This is a genomic window from Kineococcus esterisolvens (assembly GCF_050871405.1).
Taxonomy (GTDB): Bacteria; Actinomycetota; Actinomycetes; order Actinomycetales; family Kineococcaceae; genus Kineococcus.
In genome coordinates, this window is sequence record NZ_JBJLRI010000049.1 from 15547 (window position 1) to 31537 (window position 15991).

12 protein-coding genes are annotated in these 15991 nt (G+C 74.5%); 7 read left to right on the top strand and 5 right to left on the bottom strand.

The window, feature by feature from the left end:
* Positions 1 to 19: 19 nt before the first annotated feature.
* The 4 genes from ACRYR8_RS14815 to ACRYR8_RS14830 form a co-directional block, all read right to left on the bottom strand.
* The gene (locus ACRYR8_RS14815; protein WP_432485010.1) at positions 20 to 1054 is read right to left on the bottom strand and encodes a LacI family DNA-binding transcriptional regulator; all 1035 of its coding nucleotides are present in this window, start codon (positions 1052 to 1054) and stop codon (positions 20 to 22) included.
* Between the two features lie 61 nt (positions 1055 to 1115).
* The gene (locus ACRYR8_RS14820) at positions 1116 to 2297 is read right to left on the bottom strand and encodes an endo-1,4-beta-xylanase (protein WP_432485008.1); all 1182 of its coding nucleotides are present in this window, start codon (positions 2295 to 2297) and stop codon (positions 1116 to 1118) included.
* Between the two features lie 131 nt (positions 2298 to 2428).
* Positions 2429 to 3397 (bottom strand): prolyl aminopeptidase, encoded by a 969-nt coding sequence (gene pip, locus ACRYR8_RS14825; protein WP_432485006.1) that lies wholly within the window; start codon positions 3395 to 3397, stop codon positions 2429 to 2431.
* Positions 3398 to 3520: 123 nt separating this feature from the next.
* The gene (locus ACRYR8_RS14830) at positions 3521 to 6352 is read right to left on the bottom strand and encodes a glycoside hydrolase family 3 C-terminal domain-containing protein (RefSeq protein WP_432485004.1); all 2832 of its coding nucleotides are present in this window, start codon (positions 6350 to 6352) and stop codon (positions 3521 to 3523) included.
* 232 nt (positions 6353 to 6584) lie between these two features.
* Here ACRYR8_RS14830 and ACRYR8_RS14835 point away from each other — a divergent pair, with 232 nt between their 5' ends.
* The 3 genes from ACRYR8_RS14835 to ACRYR8_RS14845 all read left to right on the top strand — a co-directional run bounded on the left by ACRYR8_RS14835 (position 6585) and on the right by ACRYR8_RS14845 (position 10272).
* Positions 6585 to 8276: an extracellular solute-binding protein gene (locus ACRYR8_RS14835; protein ID WP_432485002.1), complete on the top strand. Its 1692-nt coding sequence runs from the start codon at positions 6585 to 6587 to the stop codon at positions 8274 to 8276.
* Between the two features lie 104 nt (positions 8277 to 8380).
* Positions 8381 to 9289: an ABC transporter permease gene (locus ACRYR8_RS14840; protein ID WP_432485000.1), complete on the top strand. Its 909-nt coding sequence runs from the start codon at positions 8381 to 8383 to the stop codon at positions 9287 to 9289.
* Positions 9286 to 10272 (top strand): carbohydrate ABC transporter permease, encoded by a 987-nt coding sequence (locus tag ACRYR8_RS14845; protein WP_432484998.1) that lies wholly within the window; start codon positions 9286 to 9288, stop codon positions 10270 to 10272. Before ACRYR8_RS14840 ends, ACRYR8_RS14845 begins: the two co-directional genes overlap by 4 nt.
* A 55-nt stretch (positions 10273 to 10327) precedes the next feature.
* On the opposite strand, the gene ACRYR8_RS14850 is transcribed toward ACRYR8_RS14845, so the two are convergent.
* Positions 10328 to 11329 (bottom strand): LacI family DNA-binding transcriptional regulator, encoded by a 1002-nt coding sequence (locus ACRYR8_RS14850; protein ID WP_432485319.1) that lies wholly within the window; start codon positions 11327 to 11329, stop codon positions 10328 to 10330.
* Positions 11330 to 11519: 190 nt separating this feature from the next.
* On the opposite strand from ACRYR8_RS14850, the gene ACRYR8_RS14855 reads away from it, so the two are divergent.
* From ACRYR8_RS14855 to purL, 4 genes are all read left to right on the top strand, one after another.
* Positions 11520 to 12626: a VanZ family protein gene (locus ACRYR8_RS14855; RefSeq protein WP_432484994.1), complete on the top strand. Its 1107-nt coding sequence runs from the start codon at positions 11520 to 11522 to the stop codon at positions 12624 to 12626.
* A gap of 61 nt (positions 12627 to 12687) precedes the next feature.
* Complete coding sequence (gene purS / locus ACRYR8_RS14860; RefSeq protein ID WP_432484992.1) at positions 12688 to 12948, top strand: phosphoribosylformylglycinamidine synthase subunit PurS; 261 nt, start codon at positions 12688 to 12690, stop codon at positions 12946 to 12948.
* A complete protein-coding gene (gene purQ / locus ACRYR8_RS14865; protein WP_432484990.1) occupies positions 12945 to 13625 on the top strand; it encodes a phosphoribosylformylglycinamidine synthase subunit PurQ in 681 nt (226 codons plus the stop codon). The genes purS and purQ overlap by 4 nt, the downstream gene beginning before the upstream one ends.
* The gene (purL, locus tag ACRYR8_RS14870) at positions 13622 to 15955 is read left to right on the top strand and encodes a phosphoribosylformylglycinamidine synthase subunit PurL (RefSeq protein WP_432484988.1); all 2334 of its coding nucleotides are present in this window, start codon (positions 13622 to 13624) and stop codon (positions 15953 to 15955) included. Before purQ ends, purL begins: the two co-directional genes overlap by 4 nt.
* Positions 15956 to 15991 lie beyond the last annotated feature (36 nt).

A 15991-nucleotide genomic window follows, 5' to 3' on the forward strand; every position in this document is an offset into this window, starting at 1 on the left:
TAGTTTACGTCTAATCACCCTACGTATTCGCGCGGGGGTGCTGGGGCGGGGCCGTCGAGGAGCGCACCACCAGCGCGGTGGCCAGCTCGACCCGCGGGTGCGGCACCTCCCGGCCGTCGGCCGTGTCCAGCAGCGTGCGGGCGGCGGCGGCGCCCATCTCCGCGAGCGGCTGGCGCACCGTGGTCAGCGGAGGCGAGGCCCACGTGGCCAGGTCCAGGTCGTCGAAGCCCACCACGCTCAGGTCCTCCGGCACCCGCAGCCCGCGCCGCCGCACCGCCTCGTACACGCCCAGGGCCATCTGGTCGCTCGCGGCGAACACCGCCGTCGGCGGGTCGGCGAGGTCCAGCAGCGCCTGCGCCTCGCGCAGGCCCGACGCCTGCCGGAAGTCGCCCTCGCGCACCAGCTCGTCCTCGAGCACCAGGCCGGCCGCCTCCATGCCCGCGCGGTGCCCGTCCAGCCGCGCGCGGCTGCACAGCAGGTGGGCCGGGCCGCCCAGGTGGGCGATGCGCCGGTGCCCCAGCTGCACGAGGTGCTCGGCGGCCGCCACGCCGCCGGCCCAGTTCGTGGCACCCACGGAGGGCACGCCCGCGGGCGGCAGCCCGGCGGGGTCGACCACCACCAGCGGCACGGAGCTCTCGCGCAGGAGCGGACCCAGGTCCTGCTGCAGGTCGGACGTCACCAGCAGCACGCCGTCGCTGGCGCGCCGGTGCAGGTTCTGCAGCCACGCCTCGGCCGACGAGGTGCGCCCGTGCACGGCCGAGACGACCGTGCCGGCGCCCGCGGCGTGGGCGACCTCCTCCACCCCCCGGATGATCTCCACCGCCCAGGGGGAGTCGAGGTCGTCGAACACCAGGTCCAGCAGGAAGGCCCGTGAGCGGCGGGGGCTGCGCTGCACGCGGTAGCCGTGGTGGCGCAGCAGCGCCCCCACCCTCTCCCGCGTCGCGGCGGACACGTCGTCGCGCCCGTTGACGACGCGGGACACGGTGGGTACCGACACGCCGGCCTCGCGGGCGATGTCGGTGATCGTCACCTGTCGGGCGCTGGGGTCGGGCACGCCCCGAACGGTAGCCGGGTCCGGCGCCGTCCGGGGCGCACCCGCGCTCAGCGCCCGTGCCTCAGCGCTTGCCTCGCACGGAGCTCAAGGTGTCCCGGAGCGCGTGGTAGGCGGGCTTGCGGTCGTAGTCCTCCGTCATGACGGTGGCCGAGCCCTCCGAGGGGAAGAACACCGGCACCCAGGAGTACTCGTCGGTGAAGCCCCAGATGGTGAAGGAGTTGCACGTGTCCACGCCCAGGCACGCCTCGAGGGCGCGGCGGTAGTAGTCGGCCTGCTGCGCCTGCTGGGCGGCGGTCGGCTCGCCGCCCTCCGGCAGGTCCATGCGCACGTCCAGCTCGGTGATGGCGGTCTCCAGGCCGAGGTCCGCGAACCGCTGCAGGTTCGCCTGCAGGTCGCCGGGGAACCCGTAGCGGGTGCTCAGGTGGCTCTGGGGGGCGAAACCGTGGACCGGCACGCCGTCGGCCTTGAGCTCCTGGATCAGCTCGTAGTAGGCGTTGCTCTTCGCGTTGACGCTCTCCACCCCGTAGTCGTTGAAGAACAGCTTCGCGCGCGGGTCGGCCTCGTGGGCCCAGCGGAAGGCGTCGGCGACGATCCCCGGACCCAGCTCGCGGATCCAGATGTTCTCCTCGCGGTACTCGCCGTTCTCGTCGAAGATCTCGTTGGCGACGTCCCACTGCTGGATGCGGCCCGCGTAGCGGCCGACCACCTTCGTGATGTGCTCGTGGAGGATCTCGCGCAGCTCCTCGTCCGAGAAGTCGCCCTCCTCCAGCCAGGCGGGGTTCTGGCTGTGCCACAGCAGGGTGTGCCCGCGCACGACCTGGCGGTTCTCCTGGGCGTAGCGCACGATCGCATCGGCCGGGTAGAAGTTGTAGTAGTCGCGGGTGGGGTGGATGTACTCCCACTTCATCTGGTTCTCCGCCGACAGCGAGTTGAACTCGCGCGCCATGCGCTCGCGGTACTCGACGTCGTACGCGAAGGGGTCGGCGTAGGGCTGCTCGGCGTGGTGGCCGCCGCCGGCGACCGCGGTGCCGATGAAGAACCCCTTCGGGGCGGCGCCGCGCAGGGTGTCGCGGCCGTGGTGGCCGGCGCCCTCCGCGCGCTGGGTGGTCTTCTCCCCGGCGGCCGGCGCGGGTGCGGCGACCGCCGGGGCGGCGAGCGCCGCCAGGGTCAGCGGGGCGGCCACGAGGGTGGTGGTGATCCGGGAGGCCCGGAAGGAGGTGCGGGGGGTGCGTGCTCGACGCATGCGTCTCTCCTCGGCTTCATCGCCAGAGTTCCGGAAGAGTTCCGGAAGCGGGTGCTCCGGACTCTAGGCAGACGCACAGCGAGCGTCAACCCGTCGGAGGACCCGTCCTGGTGCGCGGTCGCGGTGACCGCTCAGCCCGGGGTGCGGGCGAAGCGGTCGGTGGCGGCGACGACGTGCTCGGTGAAGCCGGCGCCGCCGTGACCGTCGCCCTCCAGCACGACCAGCCGGCTGCCGGGCCAGGCCCGGTGCAGCTGCCAGGCGGTGTCCAGGGGGCTGGAAACGTCCAGGCGGCCGTGGACCAGGACGGCGGGGACACCGGCCAGGTGGTGCGCGCCCGCCAGCAGGGAGCCGTCGGGCAGCAGGTCGGCCAGGAAACCGTCGTGGGCCCAGTAGTGGGTGACCAGCCGGGCGAACGCCAGCCGGAAGGCGGGATCGGCGTAGCGGGGGTCGGGCCGGTGGCCGGGCGCGAGGGAGACGTGCACGTCCTCCCAGGCGCACCAGGCCGCCGCGGCCCTCTGGCGGACCTCGGGATCGGGGGAGCGCAGCAGCCGGCTGTACGCCGCCGGCAGGTTCCCCTCGCGTTCGGCGGCCGGCACCGCGTCGCGGAACGCCTCCCACTCGCGGGGGAAGACGCGGCCCATGTCGCGGGTGATCCACTCGATCTCGCGCCGGGTGGTCGTGGCCACGGCGAACAGGACCACCTCGCTGACGCGCTGCGGGTGCACCTGCGCGTAGGCCAGGCCCAGCGTGCTGCCCCAGGAGGCGCCCAGCACCATCCAGCGCTGGATGCCCAGGTGCTCGCGCAGCTGCTCGACGTCGGCGACCAGGTGGGCGGTGGTGTTGGCCGACAGGTCCACCACGTCCTCGGACGCGGAGGGGGTGCTGAGCCCGCAGCCGCGCTGGTCGAACTGCACGACGCGGTAGCGGGCCGGGTCCAGGTAGCTGCGCCAGTGCGGTGTGGCCCGCCCACCGGGCCCGCCGTGCACGACCACCACGGGTTTCCCGGCAGGGTTGCCGCTGACCGTCCAGGACACCCGGTGCCCGTCGCCGACGTCCAGCAGCCCCCGCTCGTACGGCTCACCCACCGGGTACCCCGCCACAGCAGATCCTCCAACGGCGCTCGCCGGTGCGACGGTGCCGTTGTACCAGGCGCTGCCCGGTGCAGGGCTCCCGCGTCGGGGCCCGGTTCGCGCAGCAGCCGGGGCGGGTGGCGCTCCGGGGGGTCAGCGGGGAGCGCCGCGCACGAGTTCCAGCTCGTCGACCAGCGCGCCCGCGGGCAGCACCAGGCGCAGGTCCGCGCGCTCACCCGCGGGCAGCTGCAGCGGCACCTCCACGTCCGCCCACGAACCCGCCGGCAGCGCGGCGCGCCCCGCCGGCAGCCACGCCCCGGACGCGCCGCGCACCTGGACCAGCAGCTCCTCGCCGGTGCGCTCACCGCGCGCGCAGCAGCGCAGCGCCGCGACCCCGGCCGCGGCGCACCCGGTGAACTCCAGCCGAGCGCCCCAGCCGGGCAGCGCGGCCCGGACCACCGTGCGGCCCGACCCGTCCCGCGGGACCAGCTCCACGCCTTCACCGGCGTCGAACGCGGCCGCCCGCACCGGCTCCCGCGGCGGCAGCGGTTCGCCCTCGACCACCAGCGGGAGTTCCGCGCGCACGTCCTCGGCGGACGACCCCACCAGCAGGTGGTACGCGCCCGGCAGCACGGCCGTGCGCTCGCGCGCCACGTCCCGCACCGCCAGCCGGTCCACCGCCACGTCGAGGACCGCCGTGGCGCTCGAGCGGGGTTCCACGCGGACCCGCCGGTGCGCCAGCAACCGGCGGCGCGGGAACGGCACCGCCAGCCCCGGCGCGGTCGCGTACACCTGCACCAGTTCCACGACCGGCCGCTCGCCGTCGTTGACGAGCTCGACGCTCACCGCGACCTCCTGGCCCGCCCGGGCGGTGGCCCGGTCGGCGTGCGCGCGCCGGTAGCCCACCGAGCCGTACCCGAGGCCGTGGCCGAGCGGGAACAGCACCCCGCGCTCGCCCCACGCGTACCCGGCGCGGCGGGTGATGTCGTCGTGGTCCACGGCGTCCGGCAGGTCCGCGTCGTCGCGGTACCACGTCTGGGGCAGCCGGCCGGAGGGTTCCGCGTCCCCGAGCAGCACGTCGGCCAGTCCGTGCCCCAGCTCCTGCCCGGCGTGGCTGGACCACACCAGCGACCCGACCTCGTCGGCCAGCCCGCCGAGCGCGTACGGGTAGGAGGACACCAGCACCAGGACGCAACCGGGCGCCACCTCCCGCACCGCCCGCACCAGTTCGGTGGCCGCGTGCGGCAGCGCCAGGCTCGCGCGGTCCTGCGTCTCGCGCCCGCCGACGTGCGGGTCGTTGCCGACCACGACGAGCACCCGGTCGGCGGCCGCGGCGGTCCCGGCGGCGACCTCGGTGCCGCTGCGGTGGGTGCGCACGACGAAACGGGCGGCTCCGTCGCGGTCGGCCGCCTCCGGGGACAGCGCCCCGGTGGTGGGGTCCACCACGACCCAGCGGCCGGTGCCCTCGTGTCGCAGCGCGAGGGTCCCGCCGTCGGCGTGCGTGCGGAAGGTCTCCTGCACCACCCAGCCGCCCACGCGCTCGGCGGTGGCGGCCAGGGAGGCCTCCCCGCGGGTCACCAGCCGGCCCGTGGCCGCGTGCCGCAGCGTCACCACGCCGTCGGCCCACTCCGTGACGTCGAAGCGGGCGTCCTCGCCGGCCGCGCCCGCGCCGGCCAGCAGGGCGCCGTCCCCGGCGGCGGTGACGTACCGGCCGGAGGCCGTGTGCCGCAGGCTGACGCGGTCGCTGCCGTCGGCCACGAGCACCCGCTGGGCCCCCAGGCGCTCGCGCAGGGCCGCCGCCAGGCCGGTCGCCGCCGTGGGGGTGCCGCTGTACCAGTCGGTCAGGACGGTGTCGGCCAGCGGTCCCACCACGGCCACCGTCCCGCTGGCTGGGAGCGGGAGCGAGCCGCCGCGGTCGCGCAGCAGCACCACGCCCGCCGCGGCGGCCTCCCGGGCCAGCGCCACGTGCGCGGCGCACCCGACGTCGTCGGTGCGCACGTCGCCGTACGGGCGCTGCTCGCCGGGGGCGTCCTCGTCGAACTCCCCGGTGCGGGCGCGCAGCGTCAGCAGCCGCCGCACGGCCGCGTCGACGTCGGCCTGCTCCAGCTCGCCGCGCTCCAGCGCCGTGCGCAGCGCCCGCAGGGTCGGGCCGGGGTCGTCGCCGTCGTCGGTGAAGGAGTCCACGCCCGCGCGCACCGCCGCCGAGTCGGCGGTGGCGAGGTCGCCGGCCCACCGCTCCAGCCGCACGAGGTTGCCCGGCGCCCCGGCGTCGGTGACGACGGCCAGGGCGTCGGGGTCGCCCGCCCAGGAGCGCAGGTGCTCGCGCACCAGCGGGCTGACGTGCGCCGGCACCCCGTCGACGAGGTTGTAGGCGAGCATCGCCGCGCCCACCACGCCGGCCTCGACCGGTCCGCGGAACGCCGGCAGTTCCAGCTCGTGCAGGACCCGCTCGCGCACCTGCACCGACGCGGTCGCGCGCCACGGCTCGCCGTCGTAGGCCAGGAAGTGCTTGAGGGTGGGCACCGTCTGCCAGACCCTCGGGTGCTCGCCGCGCAGCCCCGCCGCGTAGGCGGTGGCCAGTTCCGCCGTCAGGTGCGGGTCCTCGCTGAACCCCTCCTCGTTGCGGCCCCACAGCGGGTTGCGCAGCGGGTTCACCACCGGTGCCCACACGTTGAGGCTGACGTCCGGGTCGGTGAGCTTCTTGGCGCGCACCTCCCGCCCGACGGCCCCGCCGACGCGGCGCAGCAGGTCCGGGTCCCACGTCGCCGCCAGTCCCACGGTCTGCGGGAACACCGTGGCGGCGCCCAGCCAGGCCACGCCGTGCGCGGCCTCCGTGCCGGTGCGGAAAGCTCCCAGGCCCAGCCGGGGCACCGCGGGCGCGTGCTGGTGCAGCATCGCCAGGCGCTCGCCGGGGGTGAGGCGGTCCAGCAGGTCGTCCACCCGCTCGCGCAGCGGCAGGCGGGTGTCGCGGAACGGCAGGGTCATCGTCGGGTCCCTTTCGCGTCGAAGCGCTTGCACCGTAGTGCCGGGGGAACCGCGCCGCCACCACCTGCCGACCACTCATCTGATGAATATTTCGGGGTTGCTTGTCATCTCCCGGTCGCGGTCGTACGGTGGCATCGATCGAAGCGCTTCGACCGGCAACGAGGCCCCGTCGCGAGGTCGCGACCACCAGATCGCGCTGATCGACGTCCGACATGAAGGAGTGTGGACAACGATGGACCAGCACACCCGCCCCGCGACGGAGGCCACCGACGCCCGGCCCGGTCCCGCCCGGCGCTCCGTGCTCGGCACGGTCGCCGCCGGCGCGGCGCTCGCGGCCCTGCCCGGCGGCCTCGCGGCGTGCACCTCCAGCGAGGGGGCCGGCGCCCCGCCGCTGGAGGGGCCGCTGTCCGAGGCGGACCTGGCCGCCGTCCTGCCGGCGTACCAGCCGCTGACGCTGGTCGAGCCGGACATCCCCGGCGTCGACGGCTCCACCCCCGGGTACACCACGATGCCCGCCGCCCTGGTCAAGGCCGTCGACGGCGTGCCCGGCTCCGGCGGCACCTACACCGCGATGACCCCCGCCTGGTGGACCTCCCCGCCCGGGCTCGACAGCAACGCCTACTACCAGGCGGTCAACGAGGCGCTCGGCGCCACCGTCGAGTTCCAGGTCACCGACGGCGTCACCTACGGCGACAAGCTGCAGGCCGTCCTCGCCTCGCCCGACGACGTGCCCGACTGGGTCGTCATCCCCACCTGGAACGTCCCCCCGCGCTTCGACCAGGGCGTGACCGCGCTCTTCGCCGACCTCACCGACCACCTGGCCGGCGACAAGGTCCTGAAGTACCCGAACCTGGCCAACCTGCCCACCGACGCCTGGAAGTACTGCGTCTTCAACGGCCGTCTCTACGGCCTGCCCTACCCCGGCGAGCTCGTCGGCAACGCGATCTTCTACCGGCGCGACATCTTCGGGCAGCTCGGCCTGGCAGCGCCCACCAGTCCCGACGAGCTGCTCCAGGTCGCCAAGGACGCCACCTCCGAGTCCGCCCGGCGCTGGGGCTGCGAGGACCTGTGGGACGGCGCGCAGATGATGTTCGGCTCCGGCGCCGACTGGCACCTGCAGGACGGCGAGCTGCTCAGCAGGTTCGAGACCGAGGCGTACCGCAACGCCCTGGAGTGGAACCGCGAGCTCTTCGCCTCCGGCGCCGTGCACCCCGACGCCGTCGCCGGGAACACCCAGCAGGGCAAGGACCGCTTCGAGGCCGGGCAGACCCTCATCGCCTACGACGGCCTCGGCGGCTGGCACGAGGCGCTGGCGCGCGTGCTGCCCTCCAACCCCACGTTCGAGCAGCACCCGCTGGACTGGTTCGGCCCCGACGGCGGCGAGCCGATCCTGTTCAAGGGCCAGCCGGTCAGCATCTTCAGCTTCATCAAGAAGACCGACGACACCGCCGCGATCGAGGAGATGCTCTCCCTCGCGAACTTCATCGCCTCCCCCTTCGGGTCCGAGGAGTTCCAGCTCGTCAACTACGGCGTCGAGGGCGTCACCTTCGAGCGCGACGCGGCCGGTGCGCCGACCCTGAACGACCGCGGCCTCAACGAGGTCACCAGCACCTACGGCTTCCTCGTCAACGCGCCCGTCGTCAACGCCAAGGTCCAGTTCCCCCAGTACGTGCGCGACTTCTGCGAGTGGATGGCCCGCCAGGCCCCGCACGTCACCGAGCCGGTGTTCTACGGTCAGCAGATCCAGGACCCCAGCCAGTACAGCTCCCTGGGCAAGCCGTTCGACGACCTCGCCAAGGACATCGCCCGCGGCCGCAAGGACATCAGCGCCCTCGACGATGCCATCACCACGTGGCGCAACAGCGGCGGCGACGAGCTGCGCGCCTACCGGGAGAAGTTCCTCACCGGCGACGAGGCGAGCTGAGCGTGGCATCGGGAACCCGTCTGGAACCGCCGCGCGAGAAGCGCGGCGGGCCCCGGCCCGGTGCGCCGCGGGCGGCGGGGGAGGCGCGGCCGGCGAGGAACAGGATGGGACACCTCGCCCGCCTGCGCCGGGACCGCAGCCTGCTCCTCATGTGCCTGCCGATGCTGGCGCTGCTGGTCGTCTTCGCCTACGTCCCGATCGCCGGCAACGTCGTGGCGTGGCAGGACTACTCGCCGTTCATCGGGATCCGCAACAGCCCGTTCGTCGGCTGGGCGAACTTCGAGCGCGTGTTCGCCGACCCGTCGTTCTGGGACGCGGTGCGCAACACGCTCACGATCACCGCGTTCCAGCTGGTGTTCTTCTTCCCCGTCCCCATCGCTCTTGCGCTGCTGCTCAACAGCGTGCTCAACACGCGGGTCCGGGTGGCGGTGCAGTCGATCGTGTACCTGCCGCACTTCTTCTCCTGGGTCCTGGTCGTCTCGATCTTCCAGCAGATCCTCGGCGGCGCCGGGCTGCTGAACCGGGTGCTGGCCGCTGCCGGGTTCGACGGTGTCGACGTCATCACCGACCCGGACGCGTTCCTGTTCCTCATCACGTCCCAGGCGATCTGGAAGGACGCCGGGTGGGGCATCATCGTGTTCCTCGCGGCGCTGGCCGCGGTGAACCCCTCGCTGTACGAGGCGGCCGCGGTGGACGGCGCCAACCGCTGGCGCCGCATGTGGCACATCACCCTGCCGGCGCTGCGGCCCGTCATCGTCCTGCTGCTCATCCTGCGGCTGGGGGACTCCCTCACCGTCGGGTTCGAGCAGCTCATCCTGCAGCGCGACGCCGTCGGTGCGGGGGTCGCGGAGGTCCTGGACACGTTCGTCTACTACCGCGGCGTGCGCAACGGCGACTGGAGCTACGCCGCGGCCGCCGGTCTCGTCAAGGGCCTGGTGAGCATGCTGCTCGTCCTGGCCGCCAACAAGGTCGCGCACGTGTTCGGCGAGCAGGGGGTGTACTCGAGGCGATGAGTGCGACGAGGCAGATCGACCGCGGCGGCCCGGACCGCCCGCTGGACACCGACGTCAACGGCGTCGGTCCCGTCCCCGCCGACCAGGTGCAGCGCAGCCGCTCCTCCCGCCCGGTGTGGGACGAGGAGCCCACCCCCGTCGGCAAGGGCCTGAAGGGCCTGGCCCTGGTCGTCATCTGCGCGGCGGTCGTCGTGCCGCTGTACACGATCGTGCTGACCAGCTTCTCCACCCAGGCATCCATCACCCGGGCCGGCGGCCTGGTGCTGGTGCCCGGGGAGCTGACCCTGGACGCCTACCGGCAGGTCCTCAGCGGGGGAGTGGTCACCCGCGCGGTCCTGGTCAGCGTGGGCATCACCACCGTCGGCACCGCCGTGAGCATGGTCGTGTCGGTCCTCGGGGCGTACGGGCTCTCGCGCACCGGCTCCTACGGGCACCGGGTGATCCTGTTCGCCCTGCTCATCACCATGTTCTTCGGTGCCGGGATGATCCCCACCTACCTGCTGGTCAGCAGCCTGGGCCTCATCGACAGCTACTGGTCGCTGATCCTGCCCACGGCCGTCTCCGCGTTCAACATCCTCATCCTGCGCGGGTTCTTCATGGGCATCGACGGCTCGCTCATCGACTCCGCGCGGATCGACGGCGCCGGCGACTGGCGGATCCTCGCGCAGATCGTCCTGCCGATGTCCAAGGCCGTCACGGCCGTCATCGCGCTGTTCTACGCCGTCGGGTACTGGAACGCGTTCTTCCAGGCCACGCTGTACATCAACGACTCCACCAAGCAGCCCCTGCAGGTGGTGCTGCGGTCCTTCGTCCTGCAGGGCGTCGACGTCCCCGGCAGCGTGGACGTGGGCTCCGGTCAGGTGGCGAGCCTCGCGGTGCAGATGGCCGTCGTGGTCATCGCGATCGTGCCGGTGCTGATGGTCTACCCGTGGGTGCAGCGGCACTTCGCCTCCGGCGTCATGATCGGCGCCGTCAAGGGCTGAGCCGCCCGGGACCGGCGACCCCGCACGACCCCGCACGACCCCGGCGCCCCGCGGCTCAGCCGCGGGGGGCCGCCGTGGTGCCGCGGTCCGCCAGCGGCGCCGCCAGCAGTCGCGTCTCGGCGGTCCGCTCGCCGCCGATGCGGGCCACCAGCATCTCCACCGCGATGCGCCCCACGTCCAGGGCGGGGATGTCCAGCGACGTCAGCGGCCGCAGCAGGTTCGCGCCCTCGCTGGCCGCGATGGTGACCACCGAGACGTCGCCGGGCACGTCCAGCCCCTCCTCGGCCAGCACCGCCAGCAGGGACGGCAGCGCCGCCTCGTTGTGCACGACGAGGGCGCTGACCCCGGGCAGTTCCGAGCGCACGGCTGCCAGGCTGCGCCGCACGCCCTCCGCGCCCGGCTCGCACGGCTGGTAGGCGCCCTCGGCGCCGGCCGCGCGCACCGCCTCGCGGAACCCGTCGCGCACCCGCTCCGCGTACCCGGCGTGCCGGGTCAGCGAGCGCGGCGGCGAGGCCAGCACCGCGATCCGCCGGTGCCCCAGGGACGTCAGGTGCCCCACGGCCGCCCGCGCCGCCCCCGCGAAGTCGAAGTCCACGCAGCTCAGGCCCCTGGGGTCGTCGGGCACCCCGATGAGGACCGTGGGGCGGTCCAGCGACGTCAGGACGTCCACGCGCGGGTCGTCGGCCTCGATGTCCATCACCAGCAGCCCGTCGACCAGGGAGCCGCTGCTGACGCGGCGCAGGCCCGCGTCCTCCTCCTGCGTCAGCAGCAGCACGTCCAGGTCGTGGTGGCGCGCGGTGGTCGTCACCGACCGCACGAACTGCATGATGACGTTGACGTTGACGTCCTCGCGCAGCGGTGCGACGAGGCCGACGACGTTCGTGCGGTTCGAGGCCAGCGCCCGCGCACCGGCGTGCGGCCGGTAGCCCAGGTCCTCGATGGCCCGCTCGACGCGCGAGCGGGTGGCGGCGGAGATGGTGCGCTTGCCGCTGAGCACGTACGACACCGTGCTCGCGGAGACCCCCGCGGCCGCGGCGACGTCCATGATGGTGGTCACGGCAGCTCCTCGGTCCCTCCCGCGCCCCGCGCGGGTGAGCGCACGGTACCGCCGCGCGGGCGTGCGCGGACCGTCCCCGGGGCCGGACGGGTGGTTCCCGCCGGCGCGACCGGGCGGGAGCCCTGCGCCAGTCTGGGGGCGTGCGCCCGACCACCCGCCGCGCCGCCACCCGCCAGGGGCGGGGACGCCCGTGAACCGCCTGCTGATGCCCGCCGTGGTCGCCGTCGCCGGCGGCGTGCTGCTGGCCTCGGCGCTGTTCGTGCCGTACGTGGCCGTGCAGTTCCGCCGCCGCGGCACCGTCGGGCCGGCCCCCGCCCTGCTGGCGCTGGCGGTGCTGGTGCACGCCCTGGCGGTCGTCGCCTACACGCTCCTGCCGCTGCCGGCGAGCGGCGCGGGCCTGTGCGTGGACGGCGGGCGGGACCCGCAGCTGCAGCCGGGGCGCTTCCTCGCCGACGCGGTCCGCCTGGGCCTGCGCACCCCCGCGGACGTGGTCGCCAACGCGGCCGTGCAGCAGTTCGCCTTCAACGTCGCGCTGGTCGTGCCGCTGGGGGCGTTCGTGCGGCACCTGACGCGGCGCGGGGTGGCCGGCGCCGCGCTGACGGGCCTGGCGGTCTCGGGGCTGGTGGAGCTGACCCAGCTGACCGGCGTGTGGTCCCTGTACCCGTGCGCCTACCGCGTCTTCGACGTGGACGACCTGCTCGCCAACACCGCCGGCGCCCTGCTCGGGGCGCTGCTGGCCCCGCTGCTGCGGCTGCTGCCGGGGCAGGGCGCCCAGGACCCGGAGGCGCCGCGCCCGGTCACGGCCTGGCGCCGCCTGCTGGGCATGGCCAGCGACGTGGTGCTGCTGACCGGGGGTGGGCTGGCTGCCGCGTTCACCTGGCGCGCGCTCGCCGTCGGCGCGGGCCTGCGCGTGCCGCCGGCCGCGGACCGCGCGGTGCTGCTGCTGCTGGCGACCCTGCTGCCGGCGGCGGTCCTGCTGGTGCACCTGCTTAGCACCGGCCGCACCCCCGGCGAGGCGGTGGTGCGGCTGCGCCCGCGCGGTCCGCTGCGGCCCGCGCGCGCGGTGCTGCGCTGGCTGGTGGGGGCGGGCGGCTTCCACCTGCTGAACACCTCCGGCCCCGGGACGGCCTCCTCGCTGGCCGCCGCGCTCGCCGTGGCCGCCGCGGTCGCGGTGTGGACCACCCGCGGGCACCGCGGCCTGGCGCACGCGCTCGCCGGCTGGGACGTGGAGGACGACCGCCTCCCGCTGCCGACCGCCGGGGACGAGCCGGGGCGAGGGCCCTCCGGCGGGCGGTAACCTGGGGCTGCCGATCCCCTCCCCCCCCTGCTGGGCGTACGCCCACGAAGGAGCGCCGCGCATGGGCCGCGTCGTCATCGACGTCATGCCGAAACCCGAGATCCTCGACCCCCAGGGCAAGGCCGTCGTCGGCGCCCTGCCCCGCCTGGGCTTCGACGCCTTCACCGGCGTCCGCCAGGGCAAGCGGTTCGAGCTGGAGGTCGAGGGGGAGGTCACCCCGGAGGTCCTCGAGCAGGCCCGCGCCGCGGCCGAGAAGCTGCTGTCCAACCCGGTCATCGAGGACGTCGTCTCGGTGCGGGCCGCGGAGGAGGTGACCGCGTGAAGGTCGGCGTCGTCACCTTCCCCGGCTCCCTGGACGACGGCGACGCCCGCCGCGCGGTGCGCCTGGCCGGTGCCGAGCCGGTGACCCTCTGGCACGCCGACGCGGACCTGCGCGGCGTGGACGCGGTCGTGCTGCCCGGCGGCTTCTCCTACGGCGACTACCTGCGCTGCGGGGCCATCGCCAGCTTCGCGCCCGTGATGGGCGAGGTCGTCGCCGGTGCCCGGCGCGGCCTGCCCGTGCTGGGCATCTGCAACGGCTTCCAGGTGCTGTGCGAGTCGCACCTGCTGCCCGGTGCCCTGGTGCGCAACGACCACCAGAAGTTCGTCTGCAAGGACCAGCGCCTGCGCGTGGAGTCCACCGCGACGGCGTGGACGTCCGCCTTCGAGGCGGGCGCCGAAATCACGGTGCCGCTGAAGAACGGCGAGGGCGGCTTCGTCGCCGACGCCGAGACGCTCGACCGGCTGGAGGGCGAGGGCCTCGTGGTCTTCCGCTACCTGGGCGGCAACCCCAACGGCTCGCTGCGCGACATCGCCGGCATCGCCAACGAGCGCGGCAACGTGGTGGGCCTCATGCCGCACCCGGAGCACGCGGTGGAGGAGGGCTACGGCCCGGGCACCGACGGGCTCGGGCTGTTCACCTCCGTCCTGACCGCGGGTCTCGCGGCGGTGGGCGCGTGAGCGCCCCGACCGCGCCGACCGCGCGCGCCCTGGACACCGTCCAGCGCGCCGGCGCCACGCCGGAGCACGCGCAGCCGTGGGCCGAGCTGGGCCTGAAGGCCGACGAGTACGAGCGCATCCGCGAGATCCTCGGCCGGCGCCCCACGGGCGCGGAGCTGGCGATGTACTCGGTGATGTGGAGCGAGCACTGCTCCTACAAGTCCTCGAAGGTGCACCTGCGCACCTTCGGCGAGCACACCACCGACGAGATGAAGAAGTCCCTCATGGTGGGCATCGGCGAGAACGCCGGCGTCGTGGACATCGGTGACGGCTGGGCCGTGACGTTCAAGGTGGAGAGCCACAACCACCCCAGCTACGTCGAGCCCTACCAGGGCGCGGCCACCGGCGTGGGCGGCATCATCCGCGACATCATGGCGATGGGCGCGCGCCCGATCGCCGTCATGGACTCGCTGCGCTTCGGGGCGATCGACCACCCGGACACCGCTCGCGTGGTGCCCGGCGTCGTCTCGGGCGTGGGCGGCTACGGCAACTGCATCGGCCTGCCCAACATCGGCGGGGAGGTCGTCTTCGACCCCAGCTACCAGGGCAACCCGCTCGTCAACGCGCTGTGCGTGGGGGCACTCAGGCACGAGGACCTGCACCTGGCGAACGCGCGCGGCGTGGGCAACCTCGTGGTGCTCTTCGGCGCCCGCACGGGCGGCGACGGCATCGGGGGCGTCTCCGTGCTGGCCAGCGAGACCTTCGAGGCCGGCGGCCCCAGCAAGCGCCCCGCGGTGCAGGTGGGGGACCCGTTCCAGGAGAAGGTGCTCATCGAGTGCTGCCTGGAGCTCTTCCACGCCGGCCTGGTCGAGGGCATCCAGGACCTCGGCGGCGCGGGCCTGTCGTGCGCGACCAGCGAGCTGGCCAGCGCCGGCGACGGCGGCATGCTGATCCACCTGGACCGGGTGCCGCTGCGCGACCCCTCGCTCTCGCCGGAGGAGATCCTCATGAGCGAGTCGCAGGAGCGCATGATGGCCGTGGTCACCCCGGCCAACATCGACGAGTTCCTGCGCGTGACCGCACGGTGGGACGTCGAGGCAGCCGTGCTCGGCGAGGTCACCGACGGCGACCACCTCGTGGTGCAGTGGCACGGCGAGACGGTCGTGGACGTGCCGCCGCGCACCGTGGCCCACGAGGGCCCGGTGTACCAGCGCCCGTACGCGCGCCCGCAGTCCCAGGACGCGCTGCAGGCCGACGCCCCGACGGCGCAGCGGCTGCCGCGCCCGGCGGGCGGGGACGAGCTGCGGGCCACGCTGCTGCGCATGGTCGCCTCCCCGAACCTGTGCTCGCGGGCGTGGGTGACCGACCAGTACGACCGCTACGTGCTGGGCAACACGACCCTGGCGATGCCCGACGACGCCGGTGTGGTGCGCGTGGACGAGAGCACCGGGCTGGGCGTGGCGCTGAGCCTGGACGGCAACGGCCGCTACGCGAAGCTGGACCCGCGCACCGGTGCGCAGCTGTCGCTGGCGGAGGCGTACCGCAACGTCGCCACCACCGGTGCGAGGCCGCTGGCGGTGACGGACTGCCTGAACTTCGGCTCCCCGGAGGACCCGGGCGTCATGTGGCAGTTCGCGGAGGCCGTGCAGGGTCTGGCCGAGGCGTGCGAGGCGCTGGGCGTGCCCGTCACGGGCGGCAACGTGTCGCTGTACAACCAGACCGGTGACGCCGGCCTGGACTCGGCGGTCCTGCCGACCCCGGTGATCGGCGTGCTGGGCGTGCTCGACGACGTCTCGCGCCGCACCTGCTCGGGGTGGCGCGAGGCCGGCCAGAACGTCTACCTGCTGGGTGCGACCCGCGACGAGCTGGGCGGCTCGGAGTGGGCGTGGGCGGAGCACGGCCACCTGGGCGGGCTGCCGCCGGTGCTGGACCTCGAGCACGAGAAGCTGCTGGCGGACGTGCTGGTCAACTGCGCGCGCGACGGCCTGGTGGACGCCGCGCACGACCTGTCCGAGGGCGGCCTGGCGCAGGCCCTGGTGGAGAGCTGCCTGCGCTTCGGCGTGGGGGCGCGCGTGTGGCTGGACGAGCTGTGCGAGCGCGACGGCCTCGACGCCTTCACGGCGCTGTTCTCGGAGTCCGCGGGCCGCGCGGTCGTGGCGGTGCCGCGCGAGGACGAGGTGCGGTTCACCGACATGTGCACCGCCCGCGGCCTGGCGCACCTGCGCATCGGCGTGACCGACGCGGCCGAGGGCGAGGAACCGGTCCTGGACGTGCAGGGGCAGTTCACCGTGCCCCTCGCCGAGCTGCGCGGGGCGCACTCCGCGACCCTGCCGGCGCGCTTCGGCGCCTGAGGGCTCCGGGACCGCCGCACGCCGCGGGGCGTGCGG